We start from the raw sequence: 24,723 nt of genomic DNA, 5'->3' as shown, positions 1-24,723 counted from the left end.
GCCATTTACTGCAGGGGCTCGGCCGCCCGTTGTTGATCAACAACGGGCGCGGGAACGGCGTTGCGGTTCCCTTGTGCAGAATGACTGCACGGCCGTCACCGCGCCTTGTTCCCACGCAAAAGCGACTCGAGCGCGGACGCGCGATTAAATCAGCGTCTCCCTAGGGGTGGCCCGTTTCAGTTGGGTATAAAAAAGGTTCATCGAGCATTACCGGGGAAGGCGGCGCGGATTTTGAGGAAGAAGTAGTCCTGGTCGCGGTAGCCGTAGGCGCGACGCTTGATGACTTTGATGGTGTTGTTGATGCCTTCGACAACGCTGGTATTCAGCCGATGCCGGCAGCGCGAGACGATGCCGGGCAGATAGGGCTCCAGCAACCGCGCGAAGCGCTGCAGGGCCTGGATGCCACTCTCCTGTGCCTGTTGTACCCAGTGTCGCCAGGCCTGCCAGGTCTGTTCCGGACGGCGCTGGAACCAGAGCCGCTTGAGTTCGTCGCGTAACAGATAGACCGTCAGTAACGCCTGGTTGGCCTGTAACAGCTCGTCCAGACGCACCGCCTGCCCGGTATTCAGCGACGCCCGGTTGCGCAGCAGCAGCCAGCGGCTGGACTTGATCACACGACGGGCCCGACGGTCCTCGCCCAGACGCTTCGCCTCGTCGACGCGCACCCGGTCGATGACCTCGCGGCCGTACTTGGCCACCACATGGAACAGGTCGTAGACGATCTCGGCCCGGGGACACTGCGCCCGGATCTCGAGCTCGAAGGCCGTGGTCATATCGATCGCCACCGCCTCGATGCGCTCGCGCACACCCTCCGGGAGCTGCTCGAAGAAGGCCCGCGCCGTCTCGCGCGAACGGCCTTCCCCGACCCACAGCACCTGACGCCGGATCGGCTCGATCACGACCGTGGCATACCGGTGGCCCTTGTGCAGGGCGAACTCGTCCATCGCCAGATAGCGGATCGACGCCCGGTCCGGCTCCGGCAACGAAGCCGCCAGCCGATGCCGGTCCACCGTCTTCACCGTGTGCCAGCCCAGGCCATAGAAGGCCGCCACCGCCTGGATGCTGGCCGAGCGCAGCAACTGACTGCAGGCGTCCGCCAACCGGTTGGTCAGTCGCTGGTAGCGCCCCAGCCAGCTCAGGCGCTCCAACTGCGGTCCCCCGCAGTGCTCGCACCACACCCGGCGACGCGGCACCACCAGCACCACCCGGTACTCGAACAGGGGAAGATCCCGAACCCGCCGCAGCGTCGTCTCGTGCACCTGACGCGTCCGGTGGCCGCAGCGTTCGCAGTGCATCCACTGCCGTGTCGGCTTCAGGTGCAGCTCCAGCGTCCCGCCGGCCTCCTCCGGCCACACCGCACGCTCCAGCCGATAGCCTTCCCAGCCGCCCAGCTTCTGCAACGTCTTCTTGTCCAGCATCCCGCTCTCCCGCGTCCTGCCTGACTCCACGCGAGATTACGATGCGGTTCAGTGCACGAACACCTCCCCGGTATCCTTCGATGAACCATAAAAAAGCCCGGCAAGCCTTTGGCTGCCGGGCTTTTTTGGGTGGCGCTGGCAATCAGAACGCGAGGGCTTCCTTGATAATGCGCTCGACCAGTTCATTCACGGCCCGCAAGCTTTCCTTGGACTCTTTATCGCCGACCTCGGGTACCGGGGTATAGCCCATGTACACGACGCCGGGCTCGTCGGTTAGCTCGTAGACGGTGATGATGTAGGGGCAGAACACCATGTTGTGGGGATCGGCTTCCATCGTGGCCCGGGAATAGGTTGCGCTGCAGAAGTCCACCGACCTGCCATCCAGGTAGATACCCTCGCCGCTCTCCTGCCCGGCGGTACGGTCGAGCATGTTCGCGATGAAACCAACGTTGTTGATCACCAGACCTTCGGCAGAAATCGCTTCTTCCACCATCTCGAAGTAGTGATCGAAGTCGCCCTCGATCTTGAAGATCACGCGCTCGTCGGTGTCCATTACGGTTTCATAAGCACTGGCGGTCGCGCCCAGCGCCAGGCCCGCGCTCAGGGCCAGGGCGAGTACCGAACGGCGCAGTAGTTGGGGCAGATGGGGGGATGCCTTCATGGTTCCTTCCTCGTAGTCGGTTCCAGGGGCCCGAGGCCCGCTTAGTCGAAGAAATGGCCTGCGAATCGGGTGCGCGGGCCCCAGTAGGGATTGTCGAGTTCCTCGATGCGGACCTGCCCGCGCGAACTGGGTGCGTGGACGAATCGGCCTTCACCGACATAGACCCCGACATGGTCGATTTGATTCCCGTTTATCGCGAAGAAGACGACGTCGCCGGGACTTGGGTCACCATCACGCTGGATGGCCGCCTCGGCCTGCTCGCCGGTCGTGCGGGGCACATCGCGACCCGCTTCGCGGTATGCGCGCTGTACCAGCGCGGAACAGTCGAGCCCGCTGGCGTCGGTACCGCCATAGCGATAAGGCGCATCCAGATGACCAAGCGCCGCAAGCACGACCTCCGAACGCTTCAGTTCCACCTCGGGCGTGTAGCTCATGGAGCCTTCGACTACCTGGGGCTCCGGGTCCACTTGGATCGGTTCCGGGGCAGGCCCACGTGGCTCGGGACTGCCCGCGCACCCGACCAGGACTAGTGCAAGCCCCAGCCCCAGAACAGGCAGGATACTGGCCGGCTCCAGCCCGTAGCCGGCCAAAGACCCCGGAAGACTAGAACATCTCGGTTTCTTCATAGCTCTCGGGCACCTGAAACAGGGCCTCGCTCAGTGGATCGGTGGACAGTCCTGCCAGCCGGGTTGTGACACCCTCGTATTCGCGAACCTCCAGCGGGATTCCCTCCACACGCGGGAGCAGGGACGCCCCCATCTGGGAAGCCATGGGCCCTCCCGCCTCGAGGGCGCGCAACGACAGCTCATAAAGCCGATCCATCAAGGCCCCGAGGGTCTGGAAATCGGATTCGTCTAGTCCCAGAGACTGCGCGTCGGCGACGCAGACCGTGCTCTGGGGGCGATCGTCGATCAAGACCTCGATCTCGCTACAGACAAACTCTCCGATATCCCGCTGTTCGCCGGTCTCGCGGGTACTGATATCGGCCTCGAATCCCTCGGGGCCGATGCCGAGCTGTTGTTTCAGCTGTTCGCGAACATCGGGGGGGAGCTGTTCCATCTGTCGGCGCAGGTCGCTGACCATGTCGGTCATCGCCTGTATCTGCTGGTCCATCACCTCGCGGGTCAGCGGCAAATAGGTCTGGTCGTCGTCGTCCACCACGGTGAGCTGGTCATTGCGTGCGTCGAACAACATGTAACCGGAAGTCCCGCTAATCGCCTCGTTCAACTCCATGCGGATCATGTGGTCACGCACCAGGATCTGACTCTCGAGCCCTTCGTCGTCGATGTAGTGCAAGAGAGCGTCGGCCTGGGCCGGCAGAGCCGCCGCCAGGGTCAGGAGGCCAGCGGCCGGGAGCAGGGCGAGAGTACGGGACATGAGCATTTGCAAGAGAGGAACCAGGGTCTATTGTGACATGGCCACGCGGGATCAGGCGGAAACCGGTTGCAAAAGCTGCCGTGCGAGTGCATCGGTGTCCAGGGGTTGTTCCGGCGCAACCTCCACCACCCCTTCCGCACCGGTTGGCCATTCCTGCTGCGGGCGTTGTTGCTGCATCACCTGGTAATCCGCATCGGAGGCATCCTGAGCAGCCGCTGCGCGCTGTTCGAGACGCTGGTGCAGTATCCGATCGCTGGCATGACAGGCGACCACCGCGAAGCCAGCCTGGTGGCGGGTGGCGAGCTTCTGGAATGGTGTCCGGTGGGCACGTGTCAGGAAGGTCGCGTCCACGATTACGGTATGGCCTAGTGCGAGAAGGGTATCGGCGCGCTCGCGCAGGTGAGAGTAGATCTGCCCGCGTGCCTCCTCGCTGTACGAGACCTCGTCGCCCATGCGCTTGCGCTCGATATCGGAGCGCAGCCGCAATGCCCCGAGGGCCTCGATAATTTGTGTACTGATCACGGTCTTCCCACTGCCGGATACGCCGTGCATCAGAATCAGGCGAGGCGTACCCGGCTCGGTCAGGCGTTCCGCCAGCGCAAGGTAACGGCCCATCTGCGCACGGTGTGCGGCCTGTTCGTCCGACGGCAAATGGGACTCTTGTGCATGGATGCCCTGCACCTTGGCTCGGATCAACGCACGATAGACCTGGTAGAGAGGAAGGAGTGCGAGCCCGGCGAAGTCTTCACGACCTTCGAGATACGCATTCAGCAATCGCCAGGCATGTGCACGCGCCTCGCGTGACAGAAGATCCATCGTTGTGAACGCGATCTCGGAGATCACGTCGATCCAGCGCAGATCGGGGTCGAACTCGATGGCGTCGAAGGCCGCGAGAGCTTCACCTCGTTCCGGGTCTTCGACATACACGATGTTGCCCAGATGCAGGTCGCCATGTCCGTGGCGGACAAAGCCCCCGCGGTGCCGCGACTCCAGAAACGGACCGAGACGGTCGATCTCGCGGCGGGTCCATCGTTCCAGCGCTGTCAGGCGGGCGCGCTCAGCTTCGCCACGTACTGCTTCCGAGAGCGCCGGAAAGTTATCCAGCATGGGCTGGGTCGCCGCCTCAAGAGTGCCATGAGGCGAGTCGGCGTCCGCCCGCTCCGTGCGTTCGTGAAACTCCGCGATGTAATGGCCAAGCGCGTCCATGGCCGCGCTTGGCAGTCGGCCTTTCTCCAGCAGGTTGTCCAGCTGCTTGCGGCGATCGAACCGACGCATGCACACGGCATAATCCAGGACTGGTCCTTCGCCGTTGATGCGCGGGGCCGTGGCCTCACCGTTCAGGGTCACCACGTCGATATAGATCTGCGGGGCCAGGCGGCGGTTTACCTCCAGCTCGGTCTCGCAGAAGTGCTTGCGCGCCTCCAGGGTGGAAAAGTCCAGGAATCCCAGAACCAGTGGCTTTTTGAACTTGTATGCATGGTCACCCGCGAGGATGACCGTCGAGATGTGGGTCTCGATCCGCTGCACCTGGTCACGCGGCGCGGGTTCGGGAAACCCCAGTGTGGCAATCAGGGCCTGCAACTGTTGCTGATGTTCTTCCAGCGCGCTCATCACGTCTCCATCGGATTGCCGGCTCGCGATCGGGTGGACGGCTTTTGTGCCGATTCGTTCCCGGAAACGCTGCATCGCGGCATGCCCGTTCCTCCCGGTCAGGTTAACATTGGGGTGGTTCCCATTCCTTTCCGTGGTCTTCACACGCCCCCATGGCCCGAAAACGCACCGCTCGTTCCCGCCGAGGTTCTGCATCCCGAGGCCTGCGTCGCTTTCTTGGCGCGGGGGTGTGGCTGTTCGCGGGGCTGTTACTGGCCGGCATGGGCGTTGGCGCGATCTATGTGGTGTCGCTGGACCAGGAGATTCGCGAGCGCTTCGAGGGACAGCGCTGGGCCCTGCCGGCACGCGTCTATGCGCGGCCGCTGGAACTGTACGAAGGGCGGGTGCTCACGCCACAGGCACTCGAGACGGAACTCGAAGCCTTGAACTATCGCAGCAGTGAGCAGGGCAGTGGTCCGGGCGAGTATCGCGTGGATGGCAGCCGGGTGTCATTCACCACGCGGCCATTTACCTTCGGTGACGGGCCAGAACCTGCCCACTCGGTGCGGGTGGATTTTGCCGACGGACGCGTACAATCCGTGCGCGAGCAGGAAAACGGCGGTCGCGTGGACCTGATGCGGGTCGAACCCCTGTTGGTCGGGAGCATATACCCGACCCATGGAGAAGATCGCATCCTGGTATCCATCGACGAGGTGCCGCGCGAACTGATTGGTGCGCTGCTGGCGATCGAGGATCGTCGCTTCATGTCGCACCGCGGGGTGGACCCGGCGGGTATTGCCCGTGCCGCCATGGCCAACCTGCGTGCGGGTCGGACGGTCCAGGGCGGCAGCACCCTGACACAGCAACTGGTCAAGAATTTTTATCTGACACGCGATCAGACCCTCGCACGCAAAGCCAACGAAGCGATCATGGCCCTGTTGCTGGAGCGACGCTATTCCAAGCGCGAAATACTCGAGGCCTACCTCAACGAGGTGTATCTCGGCCAGGCGGGCGAACGGGCGATCCACGGATTCGGTCAGGGTTCCCAGTTTTACTACCAGCGCCCGCTGAACGAACTGCGGCTGGACCAGCTCGCCCTGTTGGTGGGGCTTGCGCGCGGCGCGAGTTACTACGATCCACGGCGGCATCCCCAGCGTGCCAAGGCACGTCGCGACCAGGTACTGCGCGCCATGCTGGAAACCGGCCTGGCCGATGCCGAGCAGATCGAGGCCGCTCTCGATACCGAACTGGATGTCTCCCCCGTGGTGCCGCAGGGACGCAGCCGTTTCCCGGCGTTTCTCGACATGGTGCGCCGCGAGCTGCGCGCCGACTACGCCGACGAAGACCTGCGCAGCGAGGGGCTCAGAATCTTCACCACGATGGATCCGGTCGTGCAGCTCACCCTGGAGGACCGACTGAAGTCGGGCGTCGATCGCGTGATCGAGCAACGCGGATCCAATCTGGAGCGGCTGCAGGCTGCAGCCGTCGTCACCGACCCGCAGGCGGGAGAGGTGCTCGCGGTAGTGGGGGATCGCAATCCGCAGTTTCCCGGCTATAACCGGGCGGTCGAGGCGCAGCGGCAGGTCGGATCGGTGTTGAAGCCTTTCGTCTATCTGGCTGCGCTGACGCAACCGGGGCGCTATACGCTTGCGAGCCTGCTCGATGACAGCCCGATGACCATCCAGCTGCCGCATGGTGAGCCCTGGACGCCGCGCAATTTCGACCGCGAGCACCGTGGCGACGTGACGGCCTGGGAGGCGCTCGTACAGTCCTACAACGTCGCCACGGTGCGGCTGGCCCAGGAGATCGGCATTTCGCAGCTGATCGACGTGCTACAGACGCTTGGCTTGCAGCGCACCCCGGCGCCGCTGCCGTCGCTGGCCCTCGGCGCGATTGAGTTGTCGCCGCTGGAGGTGGCCGGGTTATACCAGGCTCTGGCCAACGGCGGCTATGCGACCGGCACCCGGGCGATTCGGGACGTCCTCGACCTGGAGGACGAGGTCTTGTCCCACTACGGTCTGGAGCTGCGTGGCGCCGTACCGGACGGCGCCGTGAGCCTTCTGACGCATGCCCTGCATGATGTCACCACCGAGGGCACCGGGCGCCAGATCAGCCAGCGCCTCCCGGGGCGGGTTGTAGCGGGCAAGACAGGCACCACGAACAACTTTCGGGATAGCTGGTTCGCCGGTTTCGACGACCGTTACGTCACGGTGATCTGGCTGGGGATGGATGACAACGAAGCGACGGGCCTGACCGGAGGGGCGGCCGCGGCGCCCATATGGGCCGATGTGATGGCGGGTCTTGGCGCCCGTTCGCTGCGACTTGATCGTCACCCCGAGATTGCCTACCAGGAGATCGATCTGAAATCCGGCGGTCGTGTGGAACGGGAAGATCATGCCTGCGAGGCGGTGAAATCGCTTCCGTTCTGGCAGAATTCCATGCCCGAGAACCGTGCCGACTGCGATACGGGCCGAACCCCGGATGAACGGGGCTTCTTCGAGAGACTCTTCCGCTAATGATTCCAACTTCCCCCATTCACGTTCGCCTGCGGATTCGTCCACAACCGATCGGTGCGTTACTGACCGTCGTGTTCCTGGCTGCCTGTGCGGTACCGGAAACACGAGCACCCGCCCCAGAGGAACCGCCAGCGGCCGAGGCCCCGGAGCCGGAACCCATTCCGCACGAGGAGGCCCGCGATCGCGAGCCCGTGCCGGAGCCGGAGACCACACCGTCGGCCGCCCTGGCACTAGCCGAGCAGGCAGAGGGCTCACGCAGCGAGGGTAACCTCGAGCGTGCGGCTCAGCAGCTCGAACGCGCCCTGCGGATCGCTCCACGGGATGCATCGCTTTGGCATCAAATGGCCCGCATCCGGCTGGAGCAGGGCAACTATCCTCAGGCGGATCGCCTGGCCGGACGTTCGCTGCAACTCGACGGGGAGCGGGACCGCACCCTCGCGCTGGAGAACTGGCGTGTGATCAGGGCCGCGCGCGAGGCGATGGGCGACAAAGAAGGCGCGCGGGAGGCCCAGGACGCCATCCAGAGGCTGGAAACCGGCGTTGTCTGAGTTCGTCGAATCAGCTGTGTCGGCCACGTCCGAGTCGCCGGCGGTGCGCGCGCTAAGCCCCGGGGGGGACCTCGCGCAGGCGCTGCAGGGGTTCCGCCCGCGTGAGCCGCAGCAGCGCATGGCGGCAGCGGTGGAATCGGCCCTGGGGCAGGCACCAACGGCATTACTGGTCGAGGCGGCCACCGGGGTCGGGAAGACCTTTGCCTATCTTGTGCCGGTCCTGCAGGCGCGACGCAAGGCACTGGTTTCGACGGGCACCAAGACCTTGCAGGACCAGCTCTACGAGCGTGATCTGCCGACCGTCTGCTCGGCATTGGGCTATCGGCCGCGCACCGCGCTGTTGAAGGGCCGCGCCAACTACCTGTGCCACTACCGTCTGGAGCTCGCTGCCGCCGACGCCAGCGGGCAGACGCGGCGCAGTGCCCAGCGCGAACGAATGCCCGTGATCGAAGCGCTGCGCCAATTCGCGCGGACCCATCCGACGGGCGATCTGGGGCAGGCCGGGATCCTCGCCGAAGACTCGCCACTGTGGCCCCAGGTGACCTCGACGGTCGACAACTGCCTGGGCAGCGAATGTCCACAGTACAACGACTGCTTCGTAGTGCAGGCGCGCAAGCGCGCCCAGGATGCGGATGTCGTGGTGGTCAATCACCACCTCCTGCTGGCCGACATGGCGCTGAAGGAAGAGGGCTTTGGTGAACTCCTGCCCGAAGTGGACGCCGTGATCGTGGACGAAGCTCACCAACTCCCAGAAATTGCAGGTGCATTTTTTGGCGTTGCGGTAGGAAGCCGTGCATTGCGCGATCTGGCGCGTGATGTACGGCGGGAACAGGAGCAGGCGGCCTCCGACATGGTGGCGATTCGCGAGGCCGCAGTCGAACTCGAAACCGTGGTGAAAAAGCTGCTCGAGAGAACGCAGGGCATGGAATCGCGTGCGGCTTGGGAAGCCGTGAACGATCAGGGCCGGATGGATCCCCTGATCAAGGAACTTGAAGGGGCCCTGTGCGCGCTTGGCGATGCACTGGCGCCGGCCACCGAACGAGGCCCCGGGCTCGAACAGGTGCAGGGGCGTGTACTGCTGATGAGGGAACGCCTGCAGGCCTGGCGCAACGACACAGCGGATACCGTCGCCTGGGTCGAGCGATTCGCACAGAGCGTCATCCTGCACAGGACCCCGCTGGATGCGGCACGGCCGCTTGCTCAGCGTCGTGCTGCGCGTCCCGCGGCATGGGTGTTTACCTCGGCCACGCTGGCCGTTGGAGAAGACTTCACCCATGCGGCGCGGCGTCTGGGCCTGCCGGTGGATGTCGCCCAGGAGCGGCTGGAAAGCCCGTTCGACTTCGCCCGGCAGGCGTGCCTGGTACATCCGCACCCGCCACTGCCCAACCCGAACAGCCCGGACTATACCCGCGCCTGCGTCGCCTGGGCCTGGCCGTTGCTGCGGGATAACCCCGGTGGCGGGTTCTTTCTGTTCACCAGCCACCGAGCCTTGCAGGAAGCGGCGACCCTGTTGCGCGCCGAATTGCCCGACCGCGAACTGCTGGTGCAAGGCGAACAGCCTCGGGCCGACCTGCTGGCGAAGTTTCGCGAGAGTGGGACCGCCTGGCTGCTGGGCGCCCACAGCTTCTGGGAGGGCGTGGACATCCGGGGAGAGGCCCTGACGGTCGTGATTATTGACCGACTGCCATTCGCGGCGCCGAACGATCCCGTCTTGCAGGCCCGGGCTCAGGCTCTGGAGGCCGAAGGCCGCTCGCCATTCATGGAATTCAGCCTGCCGCAGGCGGTGCTGGCGTTAAAACAGGGAGCCGGGCGCCTGATTCGCGATGCCGATGATTCCGGGATTCTCGCCATCTGCGACCCGCGCCTGACCGGAAAGGCGTATGGACGTCGGTTCCTCGCCAGCCTGCCACCTTTCCATCGTACACGTGATCCGGTAGCAGCCTTGCAGTTTCTCGCGACGGCCCGGGAGCGTATCGGATGCGATTGATCGCCATCGAGACCTGTACCGAAATGTGCTCCGCCGCGCTGTGGGTGGATGGAGTCCTGGACTCGGTCGAGGCGCAAGCCCCACGCAAACATGGCGAGCTGATTCTTCGTCAGGTGGAGGAACTCCTCGCGCGAGCGGATATCGCTCGAACTTCGCTGGATGCCGTCGCCGTGGGGCGTGGACCCGGGGCGTTCACTGGCGTGCGCCTGGGGCTGGGGGCCGCACAGGGAATGGCCTTTGCTCTCGATCGCCCTGTCTTGCCGATCTCGACCCTGCAGGCGCTGGCGCAGCAGCTCGTACGCGAAGAGCCCGAGACATCTCCGGAGGAAGGACTCGCGGCCATCGATGCACGTATGGGCGAGGTGTACTGGAGCCTGAATGCCATCGTCGGCGGGCGCGCGCAGTCGGCCCAGGAGCAGGTATCGGCGCCAAGCCAAGTGCTGCCCGCATGGAGAGGCTCGCCGCAGCAGGGCATTGGCTCCGGATTTTTGGCCTATCCCGAGCTACTCGAGCGAAGTGGGCTAAGCCCGGGACGGGTATACCCGGATGCGTTGCCACGCGCGCGCGAGGTCGCCATGCTGGCCGTGGATGCGTGGGAGCGCGGCGAGGCCATAGCGCCCGAACACGCCCAGCCTGTTTACCTGCGCGACAACGTTGCGGAACCATCCAGGCCTCGAGGGTCGGGGGCATGACACCGGTATATCCCTGGCCAGCCCCGATCTCGGCGCGAGTAAAACAGGCCCCCGAAGATTTTTGCGTGTTCGAACTCCCAGCGACCGCGCCCGAAGGGAGCGGGGAACACCTCTGGCTGGAGGTCGAGAAGCGGTTGCTCAACACCGAGGATGTCGCCGTGGCTCTGGCGCGGGCATGCCAGGTACCGCGGGCACAGGTGAGCTATGCCGGGCGCAAGGACCGACAGGCCGTCACGCGCCAGTGGTTCAGCGTGCAGTGTACGACCAACGCCGAGCCGGACTGGCAATCGGCTTCAACCCTGACAGAACACATGAATGGGAGCGTCGAGGGCGAAGTTCGAGTACTGCGTGCGAAGCGGCATTCGCGCAAGCTGCGCACCGGCCATCTGGCGGGGAACCGCTTTGTCATCTGGCTGCGTGGCGTCACGCGTAATCGCGACGGGGCCGAGCAGGTCCTTCGGCGGATCTGTGAACAAGGGGTGCCGAACTACTTCGGTCAGCAACGATTCGGCCGCCGCAACCTGGAGCAGGCTGAGCGGTGGCTGGGTGGTGGACGGGCGCCCCGAGGACGCAACCAGCGCAGTCTGCTGCTGTCTTCGGCGCGTTCTGCAATATTCAACGCCGTGCTGGCCGAGCGTGTAAGCGACGGGACCTGGGCAAGTTTTCGGCCAGGTGACGTTGCAACCTTCCAGGGATCCGGCAGTGTGTTTGCGGTTCCCGAGGTCACGACCGACATCGAGCAGCGCCTGGCGACGGGCGTGATCCATCCGACGGGCCCGCTGTGGGGTCGGGGCGAACGATTGACGACGGGCGAGGTACACAGCCTAGAAGCGCACAGTGCCCGACGATTCGAAACCCTGGCGTCGGGGCTGGAGGCGCAGGGCATAAAGCCCGCGCGCCGGGCCCTGCGACTCCTTCCGGCGTCACTCGGCTGGGAATGGCAGGACAACGACCTGCGCCTGGAAATCGAACTCGGTCCTGGGGAATATGCGACCAGCATTCTTGACGCACTGATTGGCGAGGCGCCTGAAGCGGTCGCGCCGTAGTGGGGCGGGCTTCGCAAGGCAGCCCGGGACAGCCTTCAGGCGGAACGGGCCTCAGTCTGCTTGAGCTTTTGTTCCGCTTGTTCGGCGCGTTGCTCCGCCTCGACCCGGGCCGTGATGTCTTTCTGGATGCCAATGTAGTAGGTCAGCCGATCTTCGTCGTTGAACACCGGCGTGAGTGACAGCTCGTTCCAAAACAGCGAGCCGTCCTTACGGTAGTTGCGCAGTGTCACCCGGCAGGGCCGGTTTTCCTCCATCGCCGTGCGAATCTCCGAGCGCGCTTCCTGGCCGGTATCGTCCCCCTGAAGGAAACGACAGTCACGATAGAGGATCTCCTCGGAGCGATAGCCGGTCAGTTCTTCGAACGCGCGGTTCACGTAGATGAGGATGTTGTCGTCGCCTTCGCGTTCTGCGATGACGACGCCATCATTGGAAGCGTCTACGGCAAGGGCCAGGAGTTCGGCGTCAATCGTTCGCGTCATATTTGGTCAGATTCGTGTGCTGGGCAAGTGGCAGACCCGACCTGGGGACACCCTCGGTTCGGGTACTCTGCCGTTCTAAAAATAGCACGAATATGCTCTGACGCGGGCAATGTCGCCAACACACAAAAAAAGCCGCCCGAAGGCGGCCTTTGAAGCACAAGGACTTGAGGCCTACATCTCGTGGGTGATCGTGAACGCGCCACGCACATCACCCTCGCTGAAGCCGGTGGCCTCATCGTCGGGATACAGACGCTCGAGCGCGTGTTTGACGTCGCTACTGATGTCAGTGCCATGGCAGGCCAGACATGCTCCGCCGGTAGGAATGGCCGCCATAAAGCGGAAGCGCGCGCCATCCTCGTCCTCAACGACCTCGTGGCGCGGATCCAGTTGGTCGGCCGGAGTGCCATCGGCACGCAGCGACTCAAAGTGCTCGAGCTGGATACGTTCCCACTCGTCCGGGCTGTTTTCCGGATTGCGGATTTTCAAGCTGGTGCGGCCGATGTCCCGGCCGAATTCGGCCGAAATCCTCTGCTCGATCTCGGGCGCACGCTCGTTGCACACCTCGATGGCCTGAATGGGGCCACCTTCTTCCATCGCCGCCATCAGTTCACTTTGAAGGGTGCTGGCGAACTGCTCTATCGCGGCACGACTCTGCGCGATCTGATCCTGCAGTTCTTCGTCGGTCATCTTGGTGGCGTCATCGTCGCCGAGAGCGTATCCGCTGGTACCGACGAACGCGGCCAGGCCAAGGGCGATCGGGGCTAGCTTCCAGTTCTTCATGGACAGGACCTCCCAATGCAATGTCCGTTGCGTCCCATAGGTCTGTACAATACCTATACAAAGCATGGTACGGATTGCTGGAGTTTGCAAGGATCGGTACAGGAAAAACGTGAACCACTTCCTGGCTTGAGTTTCCAGCGTGGAGCCTGGAATCAGTCTAGGCTCAAAAATCAGCGAATGGGAATATGTGACTGAAGTACATCTGCCGGCCGTTCTAACGTTAGGCTAACGGGCCGGCCCCGACGCGCGTTTCAGGAGGACGTAGACCGCACCGGTGCCCCCATCGGTGGGCGGAGCGGAACAGAACGCCAGTACGTCGTGCCGCTGGCGGAGCCAGTGATCGGTGAGTCCCTTGAGCACCGGCCCTCGCTGCCGTGAGCGCATGCCCTTGCCGTGAACCACGCGCACACAAAGCCGCCCGCGCTCGCGTGCCTGATCGAGAAACCGAGCGATGGCGTGTCTGGCTTCGTCCGCGAACATCCCGTGCATGTCGAGCTCGTCCTCCACACGGTAATGTCCATTGCGCAGCTTGCGAAAAACGCGGTGGCTGATGCCGTCGCGGGCATACCGCAATTCGTCGCCTGGCTGCAGGTCCGAGGCCCCGATGGGATCGCTTAGCCAGTCGGCACGGGCGGCCGCGTCATCCTGATCACGCTGGCGCGCACGGGCTGGCGGACGCGGCTTGCCTGTGTCCGCCTGATCATGGTGCAAGCGTCGCACATCGCCAATCGCACGCAGAAATTCATCCGTGTCGTCGGGCCTGTCGTTGGGATCATTGCCGGAGTTCATGGCAGGATACTCGCGTTTTCCGTGGCGTGGACGGAAAGAACTTCAGGGAAACGCTGAGGTTCATGACCGCGCTCGGTGTTCCGATTCCAGTATATTAGGCATCTTCCCGGTGACCCCCAATCCGCATGCGCATTCTGGTAAGTAACGACGACGGTATCCATGCGCCCGGCATCCAGTGTCTGGCGAATTGTCTGCGTGAGGTCGCCGAGGTGCGTGTGGTCGCGCCGGATCGCGACCGTAGTGGTGCGTCCAACAGCTTGACGCTGGTGCGACCAGTACGGGCGCGCGAGGTGGGTGGTGACGGAATTCAGGTCGACGGGACTCCGACGGATTGTGTGCATCTGGCCTTGACCGGTCTGCTCGGTGACTGGGAGCCGGATGTCGTGATTTCGGGAATCAATTCCGGGGCCAACATGGGCGATGACGTGCTCTATTCGGGTACCGTTGCGGCCGCCATGGAGGGCCGTTTTCTGGGCCTGCCGGCGATCGCGGTTTCGCTGGTGGGGATCGACCTTGAACACTATGATGCGGCGGGTCGTATCGTCTTGGACTTGCTGGACCGTATACACCGCGTGCCGCTGCCGGCTGCCACGATCCTGAACGTCAATGTCCCGGATCTGCCGCGCGAACGCATTCGTGGTGTACAGGCGACGCGTCTGGGTAACCGCCATCGTGCGGAGCCGATGATCGCGGACGCCGACCCCCGCGGGCGCCCCATCTACTGGGTCGGTCCGGCGGGGTCGGAACAGGACGCCGGTCCGGGTACGGATTTTCATGCAGTACGTGAGGGATATGTGTCGGTGACTCCAATTCAGGTGGATCTAACGCGTTACGACGCCATCGATACGGTAGGTCGCTGGCTGGAGGATGGAGCGCCGGGGAGCCACCATGGTTCCTGATGCGCGCGGCGCGGGGTTGACGTCGGGGAGAGCACGCGAGCGGCTGCTCCGTTTGCTGGAAGGGCAGGGTATCCACAATCCTCGTGTGCTTGAGGCCATTCGTACGGTGCCTCGGCATATGTTTGTCGAAGAGGCACTGAGCCATCGCGCCTACGAGAACATCGCGCTGCCTATTGGCCATCGGCAGACGATTTCGCAGCCATTTATCGTGGCGCGGATGACCGAGGCGCTGCTCGAGGGCGGCCCTGTGAGTACGGTACTGGAGATCGGCACCGGTTCGGGATATCAGGCGGCGGTACTGGCTCAACTGGTGGATCGGGTCTATTCCGTCGAACGCATCCAGGCGCTGAGCCGCAATGCACGGGAATTGCTGAGTCGCCTGGGGATCAACAACGTCAACCTTCGACACGGCGATGGGGCAGAGGGGTGGCCGGAACGGGCACCATTCGACGGCATCATCCTGACCGCCGCGCCACACAATGTTCCGGAAACGCTCCTGACACAGCTCGCTCTCGATGGTCGCCTGGTGGCTCCGGTGGAGGGCCCGGACGGACGGCAGCAACTGGTGCGCTATACGCGTACCGAAGAGGCCTACGTGCGCGACATCCTCGATGCGGTCATGTTCGTTCCCATGTTGCCGGGAGCCGAGCAGTGAGGTTTCCGCGTGTTCCGGCATGATGGTTCTCCCCCGAAGGGTATCGCGTGAAGCTGTTTGAGCCACTTTATGACCGTGTGATGCAGTGGTCGCGGCACCGACATGCTCCGCGTTACCTGGCGACGCTGTCATTCGCCGAATCCTCCTTTTTCCCGGTGCCGCCCGATGTCATGCTGGCACCGATGGCGGCCGCCCGTCCGCGGGCGGCCTGGCGCCTGGCCGCCCTCACGACGATCTTCTCCGTGCTGGGAGGGCTGCTGGGCTACCTGATCGGCTGGGCGGCTTTCGAAGGAATCGGACCATGGCTGGAGCGCTGGGGATATGGCGAGGAACTCGCACAGGCCGAGGCCTGGTTCAGCGTCTGGGGGGTCTGGGTCGTGCTGATCGCCGGGTTCTCGCCGATCCCCTACAAGCTGTTTACGGTGACGGCGGGCGCCCTGTCCATGGCCCTAATCCCATTCGTGATCGCTTCGTTGATCGGACGCGGGCTGAGGTTCTTCCTCGTGGCGTTGGTGATGGCCTGGGCAGGACCCCGAGCCGAGCAGCACCTGCGGCCCTATATGGAGCGCATTGGCTGGGCGGGGGTAGTGGTTCTTCTGGGCGCGATGGTGATCGTGCTGTTCATGGAATAGCACCTTGAACCGGCGATTCGCTCAAGTGCTTTTACTGATAGCCATCGCCGGTCTGGTGGTTGCTCTGGTCACCGGCTGTGCCACACGAGCCCCCACGACCACCGACTCTCCCCGCACCAGCGATATCCCCACAACGCACACCGTTCAGCGCGAAGAAACCCTGTACCGCATCGCCCAGCGTTATGGCCTGAATTGGCGCGAACTGGCCCAGCGCAACGCGATCAGTGCCCCGTACATCATCTATCCCGGTCAGGAGCTACGCCTGCGCGGGACCGCGCGCTCGTCACCACCACAGGCACCCCGCCAGGAACGCGAAGACCAGCAGACCGCGAGTCGTAGCGACAGTGACAATGGGTCCTCTCGCGAAACGCAACGCTCGGATCCACCGCCCGATGATCCGGGTGACTGGCAGTGGCCGGCAGACGGGGATGTCCTTCGCGGCTTTTCGAGCAGTGGGACGCGGCGAGGCCTCGCCATTGGCGGGGAGCGTGGTGATGACGTGCGGGCCACCCGGTCGGGGGAGGTAGTCTATGCAGGTGGAGGCCTGGTGGGGTATGGTCGACTGATCATCCTGAAACACGACGCGCGTTTTCTGAGTGCCTATGGCCACAACGACGAATTGCTGGTCTCCGAAGGGGATCAGGTCGAGGCCGGCGACACGATTGCGCGTCTTGGGTCATCGGGCGCGGAGCGCCCAATGCTGCACTTCGAGATAAGGGTAGATGGAACACCCGTGGATCCGAGCCGATACCTGCCGGATCGCTAGATAAATAAAGGGAGTACAGGGCATCCATGGCTAAATCCCGGAAGCCGGTTGATTCGGAACTGGACGAAGAACACCTGATGGACGACGGAACCGGCCTGTCAGGTGAGAACGAGCCCGCCGCCGACCACATCCGCGCGACCGACGACCCCCTGGCGGCTCGAGAAAACCCTGAAGAAGAAGAGTTGCCCGCCCCGGATGACGAGAAGGAACTTTCCCCGGAACGTGACGTTCCAGTGCGCCCCCGCACGCTGCGCGATGCACGTCCGGCCGAGCTCGACGCTATCCAGATCTATCTGCGCGATATCGAATATCGACCACTGCTGACGCCGGAGGAAGAACGCACGTACGCGCGTCTGGCTCGCGACGGCGACGAATCCGGGCGGCGGCGCATGATCGAGTGCAACCTCCGGCTGGTGGTGAAGATCGCGCGACGCTACCTGAATCGTGGTCTCCCGCTTCTGGATCTGATCGAGGAGGGCAACCTGGGCCTGATGCACGCGGTGGAGAAGTTCGATCCCGAACGCGGTTTCCGCTTCTCGACCTACGCGACCTGGTGGATTCGGCAGACCATCGAGCGTGCCTTGATGAACCAGGGGCGAACCATCCGTATCCCCGTGCATGTGAGTAAGGAATTGCGCATGCACGCGCGCATCGCCCGCAACCTGACCCAGGAGCTGGGCCGCGACCCCACCGAAGAAGAACTGGCACAGCGCCTGGGCAAGCCGGTTGCGGAGATTCAGAAACTTAGGGCAATGTCGGAGCCTTCGACTTCCATGGATCTACCGCCGGGCCCGGATGGTGAGCGTTCGCTAACGGATATTCTGGCCGATGTGAACGCGCAGGAGCCGTCCTCGTTGCTGGAGGATCAGGACCTTCAGCACCTCGTGGAGGAGTGGCTGGGAGAGCTGGATTACAAACAGCGTGAGGTACTGGTGCGGCGCTTCGGGCTGCACGGGTTCGAACGTTCGACGCTGGAACAGGTGGGCGACGAGATCGGGGTGACGCGGGAACGCGTGCGCCAGATCCAGATGGATGCGCTCAAACGCCTGCGGCGGCTGCTTGAATCGCGCGGTATGAAGGGCGATGAGGTACTGCCCAATTCCTGAAAGCGCTGCCGCGTCTCCCTCAGCGGTCACCGTCGATGATCAGTGCAGCGGCCACCTCACGACCTTCGGCCATGATCAGGTTGTAGGTGCGGCACGCAGCGGCCGTATCCATGATCTCCACGCCAAACCCCTCGTGACGCAGGTAGCGCCATACACCCCGATCCGGGAAGCGTTGTACCTCGCCTGTGCCGATCAGCAACACCTCCGGGGGGTGGTCAATCACGGACTGAAGGTGCTCGACTGCCAGGTCTTCGACATTCTCGACCGGCCAGTTTTGCTCCAGCGCATTCGGCCGCACGATCAGGCTTTGGGTATACCCGACCTGATTGATCCCCACCGCGCCCGACTCGTAGCCGGTCACGATGTAGGTTTCCTCGCTGGTGACTTCGGAGAACAGCATGGCTACACGCTACTCCGGGCGGGAGACAGGCTCAAGAACAGGCGTTCGCCGCGCGGTCAGTTTGGTGGCCGATTCGTTGACAGAGACGGGCCCGGGTTATACTTTGGCGCGCTTTCCGGTGCGGTATTTAAGGGGATTCCGCGGCGTTCCCCCCAGACCTGCCGCCGGCTCGCTTGGCCCAACCAGGACCTGACCCGTGACCGACGTCTTTCCCCGTATCGAGCGCCTCCCGCCCTACGTCTTCAACATTGTGAACCAGTTGAAGGCCGAGGCACGCGCGCGCGGCGAGGACATTATCGACTTCGGTATGGGCAATCCGGATCAGCCGACCCCGGATCACATTGTCGACAAGCTCTGTGAGGCCGCGCAGCGCGGCGACACCCACCGCTATTCGGTTTCCAAGGGGATCCCGCGTCTGCGCAGGGCGATCACGCGCTGGTACAAGAGCACGTTCGATGTAGACTTGGACCCCGAGACCGAGGCAATCGTGACCATCGGCTCCAAGGAAGGCCTTGCCCACCTGGCGCTGGCAACCCTGGGGCCGGGCGACGCGGTACTGGTTCCGAATCCCGCCTATCCGATCCACCCCTACGGTTGTGTCATTGCCGGAGCCGACGTACGCCATGTGCCGCTTACGCCGGAAGTGGATTTCTTCGCCGAACTCGAGCGGGCAATTCAGGATTCCTGGCCCAAGCCCAAGATGCTGATCCTGAACTTCCCGGCGAATCCGACCACGCAATGCGTGGACCGGGAGTTTTTCGAGCAGGTCGTGGCGATCTGCAAGGAGCACGGCATCTGGATCGTGCACGACCTGGCCTATGCCGAGATCAGCTTCGACGGCTACAAGGCTCCGTCGATCCTGGAAGTGCCAGGTGCGAAGGAGCTCGCGGTCGAGTTCTACACGCTGTCGAAGACCTACAACATGCCTGGCTGGCGTGTCGGGTTCATGTGCGGCAATCCAACCCTGGTGGCCGCGCTTGCGCGTATCAAATCCTATCTGGATTACGGCACGTTCACGCCGATTCAGGTGGCCGCCATTGCCGCACTGGAGGGCCCGCAGGACTGCGTCGAGGAGATTCGGGAGCTCTATCGTTCGCGCCGGGATGTGCTCTGCGAGGGGCTCGGCAAGCTGGGCTGGCAGGTGGAGAAACCGAAGGCGACCATGTTTGTCTGGGCGCCGATCCCCGAGCCCTACCGCGAGATGGGATCACTCGAGTTCGCCAAGAAGCTGCTGCGTGATGCCAAGGTGGCCGTCTCGCCGGGTGTCGGCTTCGGCAACTATGGTGACGACTTCGTGCGCTTCAGTCTGATCGAGAACGAGCAGCGCACGCGCCAGGCACTGCGCGGGATCAAAGCCATGTTCCGTGCCGATTCGATCCTCGCGGACGCGGCCACGGAGCCGGCAGCGCCCGCACGAGGCCAGTAGCCAGCAGGAATTCATCCGGGCTTCAACGCCCGAACTTAGACAAAGCAAGGCTTTTATGACGCCGGTAAAGATTGGAATCCTGGGACTCGGTACGGTTGGCTGCGGCACGGTCAATGTACTCGAACGAAACGGCATCGAGATCGCGCGCCGGGCAGGGCGCGGCATTCAGGTCGTAGCCGCCGCCGCGCGCGATGTCGAGCGAAGCCGCGAATGCAACTGCGAACAGATTCGCCTCACGACGGATCCGGCACAGGTGGTCAACGACCCCGAGGTCGAGGTCGTAGTCGAATTGATGGGCGGCACCGACCCGGCACTGAACCTGACCCTCGCCGCGATCGATGCCGGCAAGCACGTGGTCACCGCGAACAAGGCCCTGATCGCACTGCACGGCAACACGATCTTCCAGCGCGCCCAGCAAAAGGGCGTGATGGTCGCGTTCGAGGCTGCGGTGGCCGGGGGCATCCCGATCATCAAAGCCATCCGCGAGGGTTTGGCCGGCAACCAGATCGAATGGCTCGCCGGGATCATCAACGGGACCGGCAACTTCATTCTGACGGAGATGCGCGACAAGGGCCGCGACTTTGACGACGTGCTCGCCGAGGCCCAGGCGCTGGGGTATGCCGAGGCCGACCCGACCTTCGACGTAGAGGGCATTGATGCCGCGCACAAACTGGCGATCCTGGCGTCCATCGCCTTCGGTATCCCGCTGCAGTTCGACCGTGTGGCGGTCGAGGGCATCAGCAATATCACCCGCGAGGACGTCGGCTTCGCCGCCGAGCTGGGCTATCGCATCAAGCATCTGGGGATTGCCCGGCGCACCGACAAGGGCTACGAACTGCGAGTGCACCCGACCCTGATCCCGGAACGTCGGCTGATCGCCAACGTGGATGGTGTAATGAACGCGGTTCTGGTCAATGCCGACGCGGTGGGGCCGACGCTGTACTACGGGGCGGGTGCCGGTGCCGAGGCCACCGCCTCCGCGGTGGTGGCCGATCTGGTGGATGTCGTGCGCGCACTGACCACGGATCCCGAGAACCGGGTCCCGCATCTTGCTTTCCAGCCGGATGCTCTGTCGGACAAGCCGGTGCTGGATCTGTCCGAGGTGGAGACGTCCTTCTACCTGCGCCTGCGTACACAGGACCGTCCGGGCGTGCTGGCCGATATCACCCGCATCCTGGGTGAGCACGGCATCAGTATCGAGGCGATTCTGCAGCGCGAGCCGGATCCAGAGCGCGGCGAGGCCACGATCATCATGCTCACGCACAAGGTCCGCGAGGGCGCGATGAACGAGGCGATCGCCGCGCTCGAAGTACTGGATCACCTGCTGACCCCGATTACTCGCATCCGCATGGAAGGTCTGGGGCGCTAGGGAAACACTGGTTAATGTACACACTCGCGTTGGCACCCCAGGTTTTCCGAGACAAGGCGCGGTGCGCAGCCGGTAGTGGTTCTACCGGCAAGGGCCGCAACGCAGGATCGGGGAACCTGGGGTGCCAACCCCACAAGCCATTGAAAGCAGGGGCTCGGCCGCCCGTTGTTATCGAAAATGGGCGCGGGAACAGCGTTGCGGCTCCCTTGTGCAGAATGACTGCACGGCAGTCACCGCGCCTTGTTCGCGCGCAAAAGCGACTCGAGCGCGAGCGTGTACATCAATCAGTGTTTCCCTAGAGCTCCTCCTTTCGCAACGACAAAGAGAACACCATGGCCTTTGGACATCGCTATACCGGACTGATCGAGCGCTATCGCGACCGCCTGCCGGTGCACGACGACACACGCATCATCTCGCTGGGCGAGGGCAATACGCCGCTGATCCGCCTGAACAACATCCCGCGCGATCTGGCGCGCGAGGTGGAGATATACGTGAAGTTCGAGGGCCTGAACCCCACCGGTTCGTTCAAGGACCGCGGCATGACCATGGCCGTCACCAAGGCCGTTGAAGAGGGCTCCCGCGCGATTGTCTGTGCCTCCACCGGCAACACCTCGGCCGCGGCCGCCGCCTATGCGGCACGAGCCGGGATCACGGCATTCGTCGTAATTCCCGATGGCAAGATTGCGATGGGCAAGCTGGCCCAGGCGATGATGCACGGCGCCACCGTGATTCAGATCGAGGGCAACTTCGACGACGGCATGCGCCTGGTGAAGGAGGTCGCCTCCAACACGCCGGTGACGTTGGTGAACTCGGTTAACCCGTATCGCCTGCAGGGGCAGAAGACCGCGGCATTTGAGATCGTCGAGGAACTGGGCCGCGCCCCGGATTATCACTGCCTGCCGGTGGGCAACGCGGGCAACATCACCGCGCACTGGATCGGCTACAGCGAAATGGCGGCCAAGAGCAGCGACGACGTGACCGATGCGTGCTCCTACTGCAAGGGCCACTGCAAGTACGCCGGCGGCGGCATGGTGGGCAACCGCCCTCACATGGTCGGATATCAGGCCGCCGGGTCCGCGCCGTTCATGCGTGGAGCGATGGTCGACAGTCCGGACACCGTGGCGACGGCGATCCGTATTGGGCATCCACAGTCCTGGGACATGGCCTGGAAGGTGCGCGAGGAATCCAACGGCTGGTTCGATGAATGCCAGGATGACGAAATCCTGGCTGCACAGAAGCTTTTGGCCGAGAAGGAGGGCGTCTTCTGCGAGCCCGCGTCAGCCGCGTCACTGGCCGGCGCCCTGCGCGATATCCGCGAGGGCAAGATTCCGGAGGGCTCCACCGTAGTGTGCACCCTTACGGGTAACGGGCTGAAGGACCCGGACACCGCGATTGCCCAGAGCGTGATACAGCCGACCAAGGTCCCGGCGGAGCTTGACGCTGTCTCCCGCGCGATCCGCGACAACCTGGCCTGAGGGGGCCGCCTGGCAGTGGTAGGTCAGGGCTTGCTGCGCAGATCCAGATCATACAGCGTATCGCCCCCCAGGCGGAAGATCCTGCAGGGCGGACGCAGCGCCTGATCCAGCGTTTCGATATCGGGCAGGGTAATGCCGTGCCGCCCCGACCCAATCAGCATTGGGGCAACCGTCAGATGCAGGCGATCCAGGGTGTCACTGGCCAGAAAGCGGGATACCGTTTGGCCTCCGCCCTCGACCAGCAACCGATGAAGTCCATGATCCGCTGCCAGACGGTCCCGAATCTCCGGTGGAGCGAAGCGTCCGCTGTGGTCCGTGGGCATCTCCACGCATTGGACGTGGTCGGGCATCTCGCAGGGACCAAGGCCCGCTGCGTGCAGGACAAGCGTTTTCACCTCGCCGTCCTGGAAGACGCGGGCACTGGAGTGGATCCGCCCGTCCGGATCGAGGATTACACGCACCGGGTGGGCTCCTTCGGCCTTGCGAACGGTCAGGCGCGGGTCATCGGCCACCACGGTGCCTGCACCCACTACGACGGCATCGACCAATGCACGCAGCCGATGCAGGTGCTCGATATCCTCTGGACCGGTTACAAACTGGGAATGTCCGGTGTGAGTGGCGATGCGACCGTCCAGGCTCTGGCCCAGTTGCGCCACGGTAATGCTTTCGGCCTCGATGATCGGGCCGTACAGTTCCAGCAGGTCGTGTGCCGCCGGGGCAAGAGGACCGGGCAGGGGGCAACAGCCCGGGTCGGCGCGCTGCGCCAGCAGCCAGCGCCAGGCCTCTTCTTCGGTCACCGGGTAGGCAGTCATGCCGGTAAAACCCAGGTTTCGCGACCCTCCGGGGGCACATGCGATAGGCTTGGGGGAGATTGGGGCGGCTGGTGGCGGCTGGACAAGGTGGAATTCGCGTCCTGCGGGCTGGTCATAAGACAAACTCCATTGGGAAGGACCTGATGCACAACGCCGATCGTGGGATATTCGATCTTCGCCGGGGCCACCCGGTCTTGCTGAGCGGCGAGCAGTCCAGTGTACTGGTTGCCGCCGTCGAAGGTCTGACCCCGGTGTTGCTGGATCGCCTGACGCATATGACCGGCGGCCGTCCACGTCTGATTCTAACGCCCCACCGTGCGTCCGCAATGGGTTGGCCCCAGCCACTAGCCAAGGGATGGGAGGGGGTCGCCCTGGAGTTTGCTCCGGGAACCGATCCGGAGGCTCTGTTTACGCTCGCCAGCGCCCCGGAGGCCTCGAACGAGGGCGAACACCCCACCCATGCGCTTGACCAGGCGGAAGTGCGGACCGCCGAACCAGCCGAAGTCGCGGCCCTTGAGCTGGCCCGCGCCGGTCGCCTGTTGCCCGCTGTCGTATCGGCGCGGGTGCCCGAACCCGTACCCGAGGCGATCCGCTCAGCGCTGGCCGACGGGATGTTCCTGAACGTGGACGAGCGGGAGGCACGGGCGGTCGCGCATCACCCGCGCCTGGAACTCGCCTACGTGAGCGAAGCCCCGGTACCCCTGGCGGATGCCCCGGTGACCCGCTTTATGCTCTTCCGGGAGGGGAATGGGATCCTGGAACACGTGGCCGTGGTCATTGGCGAACCGAACGAATGGCCGGAGGCCGTCCCGGTTCGGTTGCACTCGGCCTGCCTGACCGGCGACTTGTTCGGCAGCTTGCGCTGCGACTGTGGCGATCAGTTACGCCTGGGGGTGAAGACGATTAACGAGAGTGGTGGCGGTGTACTGCTGTATCTGGCCCAGGAGGGGCGGGGTATCGGCTTGGCCAACAAGCTGCGCGCCTACACCATGCAAACGGCTGGGCTCGACACCATCGATTCCGACTGTCAGCTGGGGTTCGAGGCCGATGGGCGCCGTTACGACGCAGCCGTGGAAATGCTGGAGTTTCTAGGTATCGACACGGTCCGCGTCCTCACCAACAATCCCGCCAAGATCGAGGCGCTGCGCGCCGGGGGTATCCAGGTCGTGGCCCGGGAACCCGTGCATGGCACGCTGAATCCACACAACCTGCGCTACCTCAGTACCAAGGCCGACCGGGGTGGCCACTGGTTGCAGGAGTTGCTGGCCTCGGAGGCGGAGCGGGGCTGATCCGGGCTCCC

24 protein-coding genes are annotated in these 24,723 nt (G+C 64.0%); 14 read left to right on the top strand and 10 right to left on the bottom strand.

Annotation, left to right across the window (positions count from 1 at the left end; translation table 11 throughout):
* Positions 1–197: 197 nt before the first annotated feature.
* From C935_RS0105105 to C935_RS0105085, 5 genes are all read right to left on the bottom strand, one after another.
* Complete coding sequence (locus C935_RS0105105; RefSeq protein ID WP_018861439.1) at positions 198–1,418, bottom strand: ISL3 family transposase; 1,221 nt, start codon at positions 1,416–1,418, stop codon at positions 198–200.
* A gap of 142 nt (positions 1,419–1,560) precedes the next feature.
* Positions 1,561–2,079 carry a DUF302 domain-containing protein gene (locus C935_RS0105100; RefSeq protein ID WP_018861438.1) on the bottom strand — a complete coding sequence of 173 codons (519 nt, stop codon included), beginning with the start codon at positions 2,077–2,079 and terminating at the stop codon, positions 1,561–1,563.
* A gap of 41 nt (positions 2,080–2,120) precedes the next feature.
* Positions 2,121–2,621, bottom strand: a complete 501-nt coding sequence (locus C935_RS0105095; protein ID WP_231367695.1) for a C40 family peptidase — start codon at positions 2,619–2,621, stop codon at positions 2,121–2,123.
* Positions 2,622–2,682: 61 nt separating this feature from the next.
* Positions 2,683–3,456, bottom strand: a complete 774-nt coding sequence (locus C935_RS0105090) for a hypothetical protein (RefSeq protein WP_018861436.1) — start codon at positions 3,454–3,456, stop codon at positions 2,683–2,685.
* A 51-nt stretch (positions 3,457–3,507) separates the two neighbouring features.
* Positions 3,508–5,067 (bottom strand): bifunctional aminoglycoside phosphotransferase/ATP-binding protein, encoded by a 1,560-nt coding sequence (locus C935_RS0105085; protein WP_018861435.1) that lies wholly within the window; start codon positions 5,065–5,067, stop codon positions 3,508–3,510.
* 152 nt (positions 5,068–5,219) lie between these two features.
* On the opposite strand from C935_RS0105085, the gene mrcB reads away from it, so the two are divergent.
* Genes mrcB through truD form a run of 5 tightly spaced genes read left to right on the top strand, consistent with a single transcriptional unit; the run spans position 5,220 to position 11,835 of the window.
* Positions 5,220–7,562 carry a penicillin-binding protein 1B gene (gene mrcB / locus C935_RS0105080; protein WP_155996728.1) on the top strand — a complete coding sequence of 781 codons (2,343 nt, stop codon included), beginning with the start codon at positions 5,220–5,222 and terminating at the stop codon, positions 7,560–7,562.
* Positions 7,562–8,110 (top strand): tetratricopeptide repeat protein, encoded by a 549-nt coding sequence (locus C935_RS0105075; RefSeq protein ID WP_018861433.1) that lies wholly within the window; start codon positions 7,562–7,564, stop codon positions 8,108–8,110. The genes mrcB and C935_RS0105075 overlap by 1 nt, the downstream gene beginning before the upstream one ends.
* A 43-nt stretch (positions 8,111–8,153) precedes the next feature.
* Entirely contained in the window at positions 8,154–10,097 is a 1,944-nt protein-coding gene (locus C935_RS0105070) for an ATP-dependent DNA helicase (protein WP_026278654.1), read from the top strand.
* On the top strand, positions 10,088–10,789 hold the full coding sequence (gene tsaB, locus C935_RS0105065) for a tRNA (adenosine(37)-N6)-threonylcarbamoyltransferase complex dimerization subunit type 1 TsaB (protein WP_018861431.1): 702 nt from the start codon (positions 10,088–10,090) through the stop codon (positions 10,787–10,789). Before C935_RS0105070 ends, tsaB begins: the two co-directional genes overlap by 10 nt.
* A complete protein-coding gene (gene truD / locus C935_RS0105060) occupies positions 10,786–11,835 on the top strand; it encodes a tRNA pseudouridine(13) synthase TruD (RefSeq protein WP_196800532.1) in 1,050 nt (349 codons plus the stop codon). The genes tsaB and truD overlap by 4 nt, the downstream gene beginning before the upstream one ends.
* A gap of 35 nt (positions 11,836–11,870) precedes the next feature.
* Here the strand turns inward: truD and C935_RS0105055 are convergent, their stop codons facing one another.
* The 3 genes from C935_RS0105055 to C935_RS0105045 all read right to left on the bottom strand — a co-directional run bounded on the left by C935_RS0105055 (position 11,871) and on the right by C935_RS0105045 (position 13,883).
* Positions 11,871–12,314 carry a PAS sensor domain-containing protein gene (locus C935_RS0105055; protein ID WP_018861429.1) on the bottom strand — a complete coding sequence of 148 codons (444 nt, stop codon included), beginning with the start codon at positions 12,312–12,314 and terminating at the stop codon, positions 11,871–11,873.
* A gap of 171 nt (positions 12,315–12,485) precedes the next feature.
* Positions 12,486–13,094 (bottom strand): DUF3365 domain-containing protein, encoded by a 609-nt coding sequence (locus C935_RS0105050; protein WP_018861428.1) that lies wholly within the window; start codon positions 13,092–13,094, stop codon positions 12,486–12,488.
* Positions 13,095–13,319: 225 nt separating this feature from the next.
* A complete protein-coding gene (locus C935_RS0105045; protein WP_018861427.1) occupies positions 13,320–13,883 on the bottom strand; it encodes a Smr/MutS family protein in 564 nt (187 codons plus the stop codon).
* A gap of 125 nt (positions 13,884–14,008) precedes the next feature.
* Between C935_RS0105045 and surE the strand changes: the two genes are divergently transcribed.
* Genes surE through rpoS form a run of 5 tightly spaced genes read left to right on the top strand, consistent with a single transcriptional unit; the run spans position 14,009 to position 17,941 of the window.
* The gene (gene surE / locus C935_RS0105040; RefSeq protein WP_018861426.1) at positions 14,009–14,782 is read left to right on the top strand and encodes a 5'/3'-nucleotidase SurE; all 774 of its coding nucleotides are present in this window, start codon (positions 14,009–14,011) and stop codon (positions 14,780–14,782) included.
* Complete coding sequence (locus C935_RS0105035; RefSeq protein ID WP_026278653.1) at positions 14,772–15,437, top strand: protein-L-isoaspartate(D-aspartate) O-methyltransferase; 666 nt, start codon at positions 14,772–14,774, stop codon at positions 15,435–15,437. Before surE ends, C935_RS0105035 begins: the two co-directional genes overlap by 11 nt.
* Before the next feature lie 47 nt (positions 15,438–15,484).
* Positions 15,485–16,069 carry a YqaA family protein gene (locus C935_RS0105030; RefSeq protein WP_018861424.1) on the top strand — a complete coding sequence of 195 codons (585 nt, stop codon included), beginning with the start codon at positions 15,485–15,487 and terminating at the stop codon, positions 16,067–16,069.
* 4 nt (positions 16,070–16,073) lie between these two features.
* A complete protein-coding gene (locus C935_RS0105025) occupies positions 16,074–16,835 on the top strand; it encodes a peptidoglycan DD-metalloendopeptidase family protein (protein WP_026278652.1) in 762 nt (253 codons plus the stop codon).
* A gap of 26 nt (positions 16,836–16,861) precedes the next feature.
* On the top strand, positions 16,862–17,941 hold the full coding sequence (gene rpoS / locus C935_RS0105020) for an RNA polymerase sigma factor RpoS (protein WP_018861422.1): 1,080 nt from the start codon (positions 16,862–16,864) through the stop codon (positions 17,939–17,941).
* 19 nt (positions 17,942–17,960) lie between these two features.
* Here rpoS and C935_RS0105015 read toward each other — a convergent pair whose 3' ends face one another.
* Complete coding sequence (locus C935_RS0105015) at positions 17,961–18,341, bottom strand: Mth938-like domain-containing protein (RefSeq protein WP_018861421.1); 381 nt, start codon at positions 18,339–18,341, stop codon at positions 17,961–17,963.
* A 196-nt stretch (positions 18,342–18,537) separates the two neighbouring features.
* Between C935_RS0105015 and alaC the strand changes: the two genes are divergently transcribed.
* The 3 genes from alaC to thrC all read left to right on the top strand — a co-directional run bounded on the left by alaC (position 18,538) and on the right by thrC (position 22,611).
* A complete protein-coding gene (alaC, locus tag C935_RS0105010; protein ID WP_018861420.1) occupies positions 18,538–19,767 on the top strand; it encodes an alanine transaminase in 1,230 nt (409 codons plus the stop codon).
* A gap of 55 nt (positions 19,768–19,822) precedes the next feature.
* On the top strand, positions 19,823–21,136 hold the full coding sequence (locus C935_RS0105005; RefSeq protein ID WP_018861419.1) for a homoserine dehydrogenase: 1,314 nt from the start codon (positions 19,823–19,825) through the stop codon (positions 21,134–21,136).
* Between the two features lie 332 nt (positions 21,137–21,468).
* Positions 21,469–22,611, top strand: coding sequence for a threonine synthase (gene thrC, locus C935_RS0105000; protein ID WP_018861418.1), 1,143 nt, complete (start codon positions 21,469–21,471; stop codon positions 22,609–22,611).
* Between the two features lie 23 nt (positions 22,612–22,634).
* Here the strand turns inward: thrC and C935_RS0104995 are convergent, their stop codons facing one another.
* The gene (locus C935_RS0104995) at positions 22,635–23,423 is read right to left on the bottom strand and encodes a RibD family protein (protein WP_018861417.1); all 789 of its coding nucleotides are present in this window, start codon (positions 23,421–23,423) and stop codon (positions 22,635–22,637) included.
* A 143-nt stretch (positions 23,424–23,566) separates the two neighbouring features.
* On the opposite strand from C935_RS0104995, the gene ribA reads away from it, so the two are divergent.
* Complete coding sequence (ribA, locus tag C935_RS0104990; protein ID WP_018861416.1) at positions 23,567–24,712, top strand: GTP cyclohydrolase II RibA; 1,146 nt, start codon at positions 23,567–23,569, stop codon at positions 24,710–24,712.
* The last annotated feature ends 11 nt before the right edge of the window (positions 24,713–24,723 follow it).

This window comes from Thioalkalivibrio sp. ALJ3 (assembly GCF_000377205.1).
Taxonomy (GTDB): Bacteria; Pseudomonadota; Gammaproteobacteria; order Ectothiorhodospirales; family Ectothiorhodospiraceae; genus Thioalkalivibrio.
This window is presented reverse-complemented; position numbering and strand designations above follow the sequence as displayed.